Source organism: Micromonospora aridisoli, assembly GCF_056150025.1.
In genome coordinates this window covers 270,306-281,848 of record NZ_JAXCFK010000007.1, presented here as the reverse complement: position 1 = coordinate 281,848, position 11,543 = coordinate 270,306, and the positions used below count along the sequence as shown (strand labels likewise).

At 72.8% G+C, this 11,543-nt stretch carries 3 protein-coding genes; 2 read left to right on the top strand and 1 reads right to left on the bottom strand.

Translation table 11 applies throughout. From position 1 onward, the window contains the following. Positions 1 to 11: 11 nt before the first annotated feature. Both SM447_RS17395 and SM447_RS17390 read left to right on the top strand, forming a co-directional pair. Positions 12 to 8,405, top strand: a complete 8,394-nt coding sequence (locus SM447_RS17395; RefSeq protein ID WP_474573856.1) for an SDR family NAD(P)-dependent oxidoreductase — start codon at positions 12 to 14, stop codon at positions 8,403 to 8,405. Further along, entirely contained in the window at positions 8,398 to 10,746 is a 2,349-nt protein-coding gene (locus SM447_RS17390; RefSeq protein ID WP_474573855.1) for a beta-ketoacyl [acyl carrier protein] synthase domain-containing protein, read from the top strand. The genes SM447_RS17395 and SM447_RS17390 overlap by 8 nt, the downstream gene beginning before the upstream one ends. On the opposite strand, the gene SM447_RS17385 is transcribed toward SM447_RS17390, so the two are convergent. Continuing rightward, entirely contained in the window at positions 10,727 to 11,542 is an 816-nt protein-coding gene (locus SM447_RS17385; RefSeq protein WP_474573854.1) for a thioesterase II family protein, read from the bottom strand. The two genes, SM447_RS17390 and SM447_RS17385, sit on opposite strands and share 20 nt — an antisense overlap. Position 11,543 lies beyond the last annotated feature (1 nt).

Genomic DNA, 11,543 nt, shown 5'->3' with positions numbered 1-11,543 from the left:
CAGGAGTCCCGATGTCCAGCCTGGCGCAGATGTTCCGCGACACCCTCACCGCTCGGGAGGATTCGTCGACGTACCGTTTCCTCGACGATGGCGAAGGGCAGCCCAACGCCCTGCTCGACCGGGAGCTGGACCGGCGGGCTCGCGCGCTGGCTGTCGCCCTGCTCGCGAGGTTCCGGCCCGGGGACCGCGTTATCCTCGCCTGCCCGTCGGGCCCGGACTATCTCACCGCCTTCGTCGGCTGTCTCTACGCCGGGATCGTGGCGGTCCCGGCCTATCCGGTCGAGGGCGGGAACTCGGCACGGTCGTTGGCGAAGCTGCAGGGCATCGCCCGTGACTGCCAGGCCGCGGCGCTCCTGGTACCCCGGACCAGCCCGGAGCAGGACTCGACGTACCGGACGCTCGCCCCGGTGCTCGCCGAGCTGCCGCGGATGGGCATCCAGGAGGTGACGGCCGACCCCGCCGACTGGCGGGAACCCGACCTGAACGAGGACGACATCGCCTTCCTCCAGTACACCTCCGGCTCGACCGGGCAGCCCAAGGGCGTCATGGTCACGCACGGCAACCTCCTGGCCAACCTGGCCTGCATCGACCGCACGTTCTTCCCACCCGAGGTGGAGGGCCGGCACCTGGTGTCGTGGCTGCCGCCGTTTCACGACATGGGCCTCATCGGCGGACTGCTCGAACCGGCCTTCGGGCGATTCCCGGTGACCGTGCTGGATCCGATGTCCTTCCTCAAGCGGCCCGTGCGCTGGCTCAGGGCGGTCAGTGACACGCGGGCGACCTGCAGCGGCGGGCCGAACTTCGCCTACGAGCTGTGCCTGTCGAAGGTCGCGCCCGCCGACCTGGAGCAGCTCGACCTGTCCAACTGGGAGGTGGCGTTCAACGGCGCCGAGCCCGTCCAGGCCGGCACGATCGAGCGTTTCACCAGGTTCTTCGCCCCGGCCGGGTTCCGCCCCTCGGCGTTCTTCCCCTGCTACGGACTGGCGGAGAACACGTTGATGGCCACGGCCACGCGGCGCGGCGAAGGCCCGGTGATCGGCCGCTTCGACCCCTCCACCGTCGAGCAGGGACGAGCCAGCGCCAGCGACGAGGGGCGGGAGTTCGTCAGCTCCGGAGTGGTCGGCTCCGGCGGTGATCTCGCCGTCGTCGACCCGGACACCGCCCGCCGGTGTCCCGACGGGCAGGTCGGCGAGATCTGGCTGCACGGACCGTGTGTGACCCGAGGTTACTGGGGCCGGACGGCGGAGGAGTTCGCCAGCCGGATCGACGGCGACGGCGACGAGAGGGACTGGTTCCGCACCGGCGACCTCGGGTTCGTCCTCGACGGCGAGCTGTTCGTCACCGGACGCATCAAGGACCTGGTCATCGTCGACGGACGCAACGTCCACGCCCACGACATCGAAGGCTCCCTGGCCGGCGTCCACCCGTTGCTCCGGCCCGGGGTCGCCGTCTGCCAGATCGTCGAGGACGGCAGCGGTCGCCTGCTGGTGGTGAACGAGGTGCTGCGGGCGCCTGAGCCGGAACAGGCGGCCGAGATCGTCACCGCGATCCGCCGCGCCGTCTCGCGGGAGCACGACCTGGCGGTCGACGAGATCGTGCTGGTGCGTCGCGGCGGCATCCTCAAGACCTCGAGCGGAAAGACCCGGCGCCGGGCCATCGCGGGAGCCTTCCTGCGAGGTGAGATCGCGGCGGTCCACGCCTGGTCGAAGGGCCACCCGGTCACCTCGACCGATCACGACGAGCCCGCGCCCGATCAGCGGCCGGACCCGCGCGAGCTGACCGCCTGGCTGCGCGAGCAGGTGGCCGCGGCCGCCCGGGTACCCGTGGACCAGGTCGACGTCGCCGCACCGCTGGCCGACCTCGGGCTGGGCTCGCGCGACCTGGTCGGGCTGGCAGGGAGCCTCGAGACCCGGGTCGGCACCGACGTGCCGGCCACCCTGCTGTGGGAGCACCCGAGCATCGAGGCGGTCGTCGGCCACTACTGCGGTGGGTCCTCCTCCACGGTGGCCGAGCCGGTGCCCCGGCCGCCCGGGAACGCGGGCGAGCCCATCGCCATCGTCGGCATGGCCTGCCGCTTCCCGGGCGCGCCCGACCTCGACGCGTACTGGGGACTGCTGACCGCCGGGCGGGACGCGATCAGCGAGGTACCGCCCGACCGGTGGAACGTCGACGAGATCTACGACCCCACCGGGGCCACGCCCGGCACCACGCGGACCAGGTGGGGCGGCTTCGTCGACGGGATCGCGGACTTCGACGCCGAGTTCTTCGGGATCTCCCCGCGTGAGGCGGCGGAGATGGACCCGCAGCAGCGGATGTTCCTCGAGGTCGCCTGGGAGGCGCTGGAGGATGCGGGAATCCGGGCGGACGACCTGGCGGGTTCGCGTACGGGTGTGTTCGTGGGAACGTCGACCAGCGACCATGCCAGGCTGGCCACCCGCGATCTGGCGTCCATCACCGCCTTCACCGGGACCGGGAACGCCGCCAGCATCATCGCCAACCGGCTCTCCTACCTGCTCGATCTGCGCGGACCGAGCATCGCGCTGGACACCGCCTGCTCGTCGTCGCTGGTGGCCCTGCACCAGGCGTGCGAGAGCCTGGCCTCCGGAACGTCGTCGACGGCGGTGGCCGGCGGAATCAACGTCATTCTCGGACCGGAGCTGGCGGTGAACTTCAGCCGTGCCGGTGCGATGGCCGCGGACGGGCGGTGCAAGACCTTCTCGGCCGCGGCCGACGGCTACGTCCGCAGCGAGGGGTGTGGCGTGGTCGTGCTCAAGCCGCTGTCCCAGGCGATCGTGGACGGCGACCGGATCTACGCCACCGTCCTGGGTTCGGCGGTGAACCAGGACGGCCGCACCAACGGGCTCATGGCACCCAGCAGCGCCTCCCAGAAGGCGGTGCTGCGGGACGCGTACGCCTCGGCCGGCGTCGCCCCGGACGCGGTCGAGCTGGTCGAGGCACACGGCACGGGCACCCTGCTCGGAGATCCGATCGAGGTCGCCGCCCTGGCCGATGTCCTGGCCGACGGGCGATCCGCGGACAACCCGCTGCTCATCGGATCGGTCAAGACCAACATCGGGCACCTGGAGGCCGCAGCGGGGGTGGCGGGACTCATCAAGGCCGCCCTGGCCCTGTACCGGGGCAGCATCCCGGCGAGCCTGCACTTCGACGAGCCGAACCAGCACATCCCCTTCGAGACGCTGCACGTCGACGTCGTCACCGAGTTGCGGAAGTGGCCCGGGCCCGGCCCCCGGCATGTGGCCGGGGTCAGCTCGTTCGGGTTCGGCGGCACGAACGCGCACGCCGTGTTGGCGACGCCGCCGGAGCAGGCGGACCGGGATCTGGACCGCGTGACCGGCCCGCTGCTGCTGCCCATGTCGGCCCGGGACGAGGGCGCGTTGCGCCGTCTCGCCGGGCGGTACTCGTCGCTCCTGACGTCGGCCACGGCCGCGCAGGCCCGGGCGATCTGCCGGGCCGCGGCCCGCAGACGCACCGCGCACCCCCACCGGGCGGCCGGCTCGGCCGGGTCCGTACCCGCGCTGGCGGCGATGCTGCGGACCTGGTCCGAGGGGCAGGACGCGGAGGGCGTGTCGGTGCGCCGCGCCCTCGCCGGAGGACCACCGTCGAGCGTCGCCGTCTTCCCGGGGCAGGGCAGCCGGTGGTGGCCGATCGCCGCGGACCTGCTCGACAGCGGTGGCGCGTTCGAGCAGACGCTCCACCGTGCCGAGCGTTGGTGTCGGGAGCACCTCGACTGGTCTCTGCTCGGTGACGTCTCCCGGCCCGACGGTGGGCGCATGGCGGGCAGTCCCCGTCTCGCGCAACCCGCACTGGTGGCCACACAGGTGGCTCTCGCCGCCTGGCTGATGGAGCACGGTGTGGAGTTCGGTCTGGTCGTCGGGCACAGCGTGGGCGAGATCTCGGCAGCCTGTGTGGCTGGTGCCCTCGATCTCGAGGTGGGGCTCAGGATCGCCGCGGCGCGCGGCGAGGCGATCGAGTCGAGCGCGGTCCCGGGTGCCATGGCGATGGTCGCGCTGAGCGCCGAGGAAACCAGGACGCGCCTGGCCCGCCGGCCGACTCCCGACCTGTGGGTCTCGGCCGAGAACGGCCCCGGCGCCACCATCCTCTCGGGAAGTCGGGAGGCCGTGGCCGCGTGGCTCGCCGCCGCCGAGGAGGAGGGCATCTTCTCCCGATCCCTGGCCCAGGTCTCCTTCGCCTCCCACTGCCCGTTGATGGACGATGCGCTGCCCGCCTTCCGCGCGGCCATGGGTGAGGTGCCCACCGGCCGGGCCCGGATTCCGATGCTCTCCACCGTCCACGGCCGTACGGTCGACGGCGACCGGCTCGGCACCGACTACTGGCTCGACAACCTCCGCCGGCCGGTGCTGTTCGACTCGGCGATCCGGGCCGCGCTGGAGCAGGGATGGCAGCGGTTCACCGAGATCGCCATGCATCCGGCGCTGACCCGGTCGATCCAGGACCGGCTCGACGACGATCACGCGGACGCGGCGGTGATCGAGACGGTCCGACGGGACTCGCCCGCGCTCCCCGCGTTGTGGCGGGCCGTGGGTGAGGCGTTCTGCAGCGGTGCCGACGTCGACTGGGGTGCGGTGCACACCGGCCGGCACATGGTCGATCTCCCGACCTATCCGTGGAGCCATGAGCGACACCTCGGCCTGACCGCGGCGCGGGCGGCGCACCTGCCGTCCGGCGGACACCCGCTCGTGCACACCGTGCTGGAGACCGGCGCCGAACCGGGACTGTGGCTGGGCGTCGGCGAGGCAAGCCCCGACCGGCTGCCCTGGCTGGCCGCCCACCGGGTGGCGGGCAGGGCGGTGCTGCCGGCGACCGCCGTCCTCGACGCCGTGCTGGCGACCGCTCGGACGGCCCTCGGCAGGGACGAACTCGAGCTGGCGGACGTCGAACTGTCGTCGATGATTCCGGTCGGCCGGGCGGACGAGCCCTCGACACAGCTGCGGACGGTGCTGCGGGAGCGGTCCGGAATGCCGACCGAGGTGGAGTTGCTCTGGCGTCGAACGGGATCAGCGGCGTGGACGCTGGCGGCGCGCTCCCGGGTCGGAGAGCTCAGCGGCCCGAGGGCGGCTGCCGACGACGTGACGCGGGAACGACGGACGGTCGACCCGGCCAAGCTGTACGCGGCGTTCGCCGCCGCGGGTATCGAGTACGGGGAGGAGTTCCGTGGCATCCGCTCGGCCTGGGCCGCCGACGGTGCGAGCGGTGGCGTGGTGGCGCATGAGGAAGGCTGGCGGTCGGGGCCACACCCGGCCGAGCTGGACGCCTGCCTCCAACTCGCCGCCGCGGGCCTGGTGGACACCGACCACACCGATCCACGGGTGCCCGTCCGGGTCGGCAGATTCGCCTGCGCGCCGGTCAGCGACGGCGACCTCGACGTGGTGTGCGTCGGTTCCCCGGACGACGGTTACCTGGTCGAGGCGCGGGACCGGGCCGGCCGGATGGTGGCCCGGCTGGAGGGCCTCGAACTGTCCTCGCACAGCCCGCGGGTCGAGGGACTGCCGCTGCACCAGGTGAGCTGGGACGAGTACACCGGCAGCGCAGCTCGGACGGACGTCCCCGGGCACTGGGTGGTGATGTCGGCGGCTGACGAGGTCGACGCGACGGTGGCTTCCGTCCTGGCGGGCCGCTCGTCGACCGTGGCCCCGCAGGACCTGGACCGGGAGCGGCTGGCGGCGTTCCTCCGGGGCGAGTCGAACAGGCACGGCTCGGCGGTCGGTGTGGTGCACGCCCTCGCGCTGGCCGAACCGGCGTACGACGACGCGCGCCACGGCCTCGACCTCGTGGAATCCCTGGTCACGGTGGCGCAGGCGATGCGGTCGGCGGGTCCGGCGGCGGCGGCGAACCTGGTCGTGCTGACCGCGGGCGCGCAGGAGGTCCGGGGGGAGGCGCGCCTCGACAGCGGGCCCGCCGCCCTGTGGGGTGCCGCCCGCACCCTCGTACTGGAGGCGCCTGAGCTGGGAGTCCGACTGGTCGATCTGCCCGCCGGGCCCGACGGGTTGACCGGGGCGCGAGTCGACACCTTCCCCTCTGGCACGGAGGCGGCGTGGCGGGAGGACCGGTGGTGGGTGCCCCGCCTGCGACGGTACGACCCGCAGGATCCGGGCGGGTGGCCCGTCCGCGAGCTGGGGCCCGGCCGCGAACGGGACTTCCGACTCCTGGCCAGGGAACCCGGTGACCTCGCGAGCCTGTCGCCGTTCGCCTCCGGTCTGGCGGGTCCGGCACCCGGGGAGGTCGTGATCGACGTGCGGGCGGCGGGACTGAACTTCAACGACGTGCTCAAGGCGCTGGGTTCCTGCCCCGGCGTGGAGCCCGGTCGGGTCCCGCTGGGCGCCGAATGCTCGGGCGTGGTCACGGCGGTGGGGGAAGGGGTGAGCCGGGTCCGCGTCGGGGAGTCGGTGATCGCGGTGGCGTCCGCCAGCTTCGCCGGCCGGGTGGTGGCGCCGGAGGCCCTGGTCGCCCGGATCGGGGAACGGGTCGATCTCACCGAGGCGGCCGGGGTTCCGATCGTCTTCCTGACCGCCTTGTACGCCCTGGAGCACATGGCCCGCCTCGCTCCGGGTGAGACGGTGCTGATCCACTCCGCCGCCGGCGGGGTCGGCCTGGCGGCGATGCAGATCGCCCGGCGTCGAGGGGCGACGATCCTCGCCACGGCCGGCACCCCCGAGAAGCGTGCGCTGCTGGCGTCCCTGGGAGCCGCCCACGTCTACGACTCGCGGACTCTCCAATTCGCCGAACAGGTACGCGAGGACACCCGGGGCCGGGGCGTCGACGTGGTTCTCAACTCGCTGGCCGGGCAGGCGATGAGGGCCAGCCTGGCGCTGCTGGCGGAGAACGGACGGTTCGTCGAGATCGGCAAGCGTGACATCTACGACGACGCCGCGGTGGGCCTGTCCGTGCTCGCCCACAACCGCAGTTTCCTGGCCGTCGACCTGGAGGCGCTGTTCTCCCGACGGCCGGAGGCGGTCACGCCGCTGTTGGATGCCGTCGCATCTGCGCTGGACACCGGCGACCTGGCGCCGGTGCGGACCACCGTCTTTCCCATGGCGCAGGCGGCGGAGGCGTTCACCACCATGGCCAGGGCCAGGCACGTGGGCAAGATCGTCCTCGTTCCGGACGGGATCTCCGAGGTGATCGTGGCGCCGGGATCGGTGCCCGTGCGGCGCGACGCCAGCTATGTGATCACCGGTGGCCTCGGCGACCTCGGGCTGGAGGCGGCACGTTCGCTGGCCGAGCGGGGCGCGGGCCGGGTCGTCCTGGTGTCCCGGAGCGAGCCTGCCGAGGCGGTGCGGACGCGACTGGACCAGATCGCCCGGACGACGGGGGCCGCGCTCATGGTGGCCAGCGCCGATGTCGGTGACGCGGCGGCGGTGGCCACGGTCATCACCCGGGCCGGCGCGGACGGACTGCCCGTCCGGGGCGTCGTCCACGCCGCAGGCGTGCTCGCCGACGCCGCTCTCGACGAGCAGGACGCCGCCGCGCTGCGTCTCGTCTGGACGGCGAAGGCTAGCGGTGTGATCAACCTGGCCAGCGCGTGTGAGCAGCTCGACCTCGACTTCTTCGTGACGTACTCGTCGGCGGCCGGCGTCCTGGGGTCACCCGGACAGCTCAACTACGCCGCGGCCAACGCCTTCGTCGACGCCTGGGGGCGCGGTGCTCGCCGCAGGGGCGTTCCGGTGGTCAACCTGGTGTGGGGCCCGTGGGGGGAGATCGGCCTCGCCTCGCGGCAGGGCAGCGACGTGTCCCTGGCGAGGCTGGGACTCCGACCGATCGACGCCGATCTCGGACGCGCGGTGTTCGACACCGCGACCGATGTTCCGGCCGAAGTCGTCGTGTTGCCGATCGACTCCGCCACCATCGCCCGGATGCCGGCCGACGACCTTCCCGGGCTCCTGTCCGGGTACGCGGCGGCCGGCTCCGGGGACACCGCTCCCGACCCGGCCGGGTCGGGTCTCGCCGACGAGCTTCGACGCCTTCCTCCGGGGCGTGCGCGTCGTGCCGCGGTCGTCGACGCCTGCCGACACGAGGTCGCGGCCGTGCTGCGCAGCTCGCCGGAGGCGGTCGCGTCGGGCCGCCCGTTCTCCGAGATGGGGTTTGACTCGTTGATGTCCCTGGAACTGCGCAAGCGACTTCAGCGCCGGACGGGCGTGTCGCTGCCCAGCACCGTGGTGTGGCGATACCCGAACGTCGACGCGCTCGCCGAGCAACTGGCCGCCTCGATGGGCGTCGATCTGGGCAACCAGCAGCCGCCGCGCACGGGTACCTCCGAACCGGACCCGGCGACCGTCCCGGACGACGGCCTTGCCGACCTGTCCGAAGGCGAACTGGAGACGCTGCTGCGTTCGACCCTGCACGATCTGGAGAACTCGGATGGCTGAGTCGGCAGCGGGGTCTGGTGTGGCCGAGACCCTGCGGCGTGCCCTGCGTACCATCGCGGACCTGCGGCAGCGCCTGGCAGCGGCGGAACAGGCGAGGACGGTGCCCATCGCCGTGACCGGACTCGCCTGCCGGTTTCCCGGTGCCGACGGACCGGCGGCGTACTGGCGGCTGCTGGCCTCGGGTGACAGCGGCATCGTCGACATCCCGGAGGAGCGGTGGCCCGTCGATCGGTACTACGCCGAGCAGCCGGGCAAGCCGGGTCGGACCACCGCCCGCCGGCTCGGCCTGGTGACCGACCTGGAGCGGTTCGACCACGGATTCTTCGGAATCAGTGCGGACGAGGCGTGCGATGTGGACCCGCAGCAACGCCTCGCGCTGGAGCAGGCCTGGCTGGCGCTGGAGGACGCGGGGATCGATCCCACCGGACTCGCCGGTACCCGGACCGGTGTGTTCACCGCGGTGTGCACCTATGACTTCGCCCTGTCCCGGTTCAGGGATCTCTCCGGGATAACGACCCACACGAGCATCGGTACCGCCCACGGTGCCGTGGCGGGTCGGATCAGCTACACGTTGGAGCTCGCGGGCCCGTCGATCTCGGTCGACACCGCCTGTTCCTCGTCGCTGGTGGCGCTCCACCTCGCCTGCCGGAGCCTGCGCGACGGGGAGTGCGACCTGGCGCTGGTGGGCGGAGTCAACGCCCTGGTCTCGCCGTACACGAACATCGCCTTCTCCCAACCGGGGCTGGTCTCGCGCAGCAGCGAGTCCAGACCCTTCGACGAACGGGCGGACGGGCCGGTCATCGGCGAGGGCTGCGGTTTCGTCGTGCTGCAGCGGAAGGCGGAGGCCGAGCGCGACGACCGGCGCGTCCGGGGATGGATTCTCGGCTCCGCGGTCAATCACAACGGCCGCACCGCCTCGCTCACCACGCCGTCGGTGGACGCGCAGCGCCAGGTCGTGACCGCCGCCCTGGACGCCGCCGGCATCACCGCGCCGGATCTGGACTACGTCGAGGCTCACGCGTCCGCGACGCCGTTCGGAGACATCATGGAGGTGGAGGCGCTGGCCGGCCTGACAGCTGATCGGACGAGGCCGCTGCTCCTCGGCAGCTGCAAGGGACAGGTGGGGCACCTTCAGGCGGCGGGTGGCATGGCGGCCCTGCTCAAGGTGCTCCTCGCGATGGAGCACGGACAGATCCCCGCCACCCTCGGGTTGGAACGCCCCAACCGCGGCCTGCCGCCGCCGGAGGAGGCCGGCATCGAGCTGGTCACTGCCGCGCGGGACTGGCGTCCCCGGGCGGAACGCCGGATCGCGGGGGCCAGCGCGTTCGGCTTCACCGGCACCAACTGCCACATCGTCGTCGCCGAGGGGGACCCGCCGCCGTCCCGGGTCGAAACCGGTCCGGACGCGAGTTGCGTGCTCGCCCTGTCCGGCCGCGACGAGCGGGACCTCGATCGAGCCGTGCTGGCGATGCGTGAGTTCCTGGTGGAGAACCCGGCGCTGTCGTGGCCCGACGTGGCACGGTCGTGGAACTGCGGTCGCCCACACTGGCGTTGGCGGGTCGCGGTCGTCGCGTCCGACGTGCTGGAGGCCGCCGAAGCCCTGCGGACGGCACCGGCCCGTGCGCCGGTGCCGTCCGCAGGGATCGCGTTCCACCTGGGCGAATCCCTGATCAACGACGTCGGGTGGGCGGAGACGCTGCGCGGCGTGCCACTTCTCGCGACGCTGGACGCGCAGTGCCGGGCGGCGGCCGACGAGGCGCCCGAGCCGGTGATCCGGCAGTGCGTCGTCGCACGTGCCCTGCTCGCGGTGGGTGTCGTTCCGACCGTCGTCACGGGCGTCGGTGTCGGTGAGTACGCGGCGGCCCACGTCGCGGGCGCCATCGACCTCGCCGGGATGCTCCAGCTGATCTCCGGCGTCGGGCCACCGGTCGCTGGTGCGCGTGCCCCCGAGCTCCCCTGGGCCCCCGCCTCACTCGGACGGCTCTGGCCGTGGCAGGACGTTCCCGGCGCGGCGCAGTGGCTGGCCGCCACTCGGGAACCCGCGCGGTGGTCGGGCTGCTTCGATGCCGCTGACGACCTGGACACCGTCGGATGGCTGGGGATCGGGGCCGACCCGGCCGTCGACGACCCGTTCCGCAGGGCGTGCGGGGAGCGCGGTCATGCCCTGTGGATGGTGGGGGAGACGGCCGGGGGACCCGGTGACTGGTGGTGGCGTACGTTGGCGTGGTGTTACGAGCGCGGCGCGTCGGTCGACTGGGCCACGGCACTGCGCGGAGTGGGTCGCACCGTCGGCGTCCCGACGCACAGCTTCGACCGTGAGGTCACCGTCCCGTTCCGTTGACCGGGACGACCCGGCCGGCCGGGGCCGACCGCAGCCGCGACAGCAGACCGGACGCCACCAGATCCGCGACTGCCTCGGCGTGGTCGAGGATGAAGAAATGACCACCCGGGAACACGTGCTGCGCGAAGGAGCCGTGGGTGACCTCGGCCCACGGCTCGCAGGAGGCGACCGGCACCGACGGGTCCTCCACGCCGTTGAGCACGGTCACCGGGCAGTGGAGCAGCCGGCCCGGGTGGTACCGGTACGAGGCCAGGACCCGGTAGTCGGCCCGGATCACCCGTAACGCGAGCGCACCCATCGCCGGATCGTCGAGGATCCGGCGGTCGGTGCCACCGAGAGCGTGGACGTGCTCGATCAGCTGGGTGTCGCTCATCAGGTGATGGCCGCCCCTGTGCCGCACCGACGGATCACCCCGACCGGACAGGTAGAGGGCCACCGGTTCCCGCCCTTCAGCAGCCAGTACGCGGGCCGTCTCGAGGGCGACGAACGAACCCATGCTGTGGCCGAGAAGCGCGACCGGACCGTCGACACACGTCAGGATCGCCTCGGCGGTGTTCGCCGCGAGCTCACCGATCGAGCCGGGAAAGGGCTCCTGTATCCGGTGCGCCCGCCCCGGATACTGAACGACCATGGTCGCAAGCCACGACGGGCACGCCCGCACGAGCCTCAGGTACGAGGCGGCCGATCCTCCGGCGTGCGGGCAGACGACGAGGCTCGCCCGGGGATCTGCGGGGGCAGGTGTCATCGTGACCAGCCACGGCGACTCGGGCCGGCCGACGCGCGGCTGCTCCTCCATG

Excerpts from the sequence above, each read along its gene's own strand:
- SM447_RS17385 (WP_474573854.1), bottom strand. The coding sequence starts at position 11,542 with ATGGAGGAGCAGCCGCGCGTCGGCCGGCCCGAGTCGCCGTGGCTGGTC.
- SM447_RS17390 (WP_474573855.1), top strand. The coding sequence starts at position 8,398 with ATGGCTGAGTCGGCAGCGGGGTCTGGTGTGGCCGAGACCCTGCGGCGT.
- SM447_RS17395 (WP_474573856.1), top strand. The coding sequence starts at position 12 with ATGTCCAGCCTGGCGCAGATGTTCCGCGACACCCTCACCGCTCGGGAG.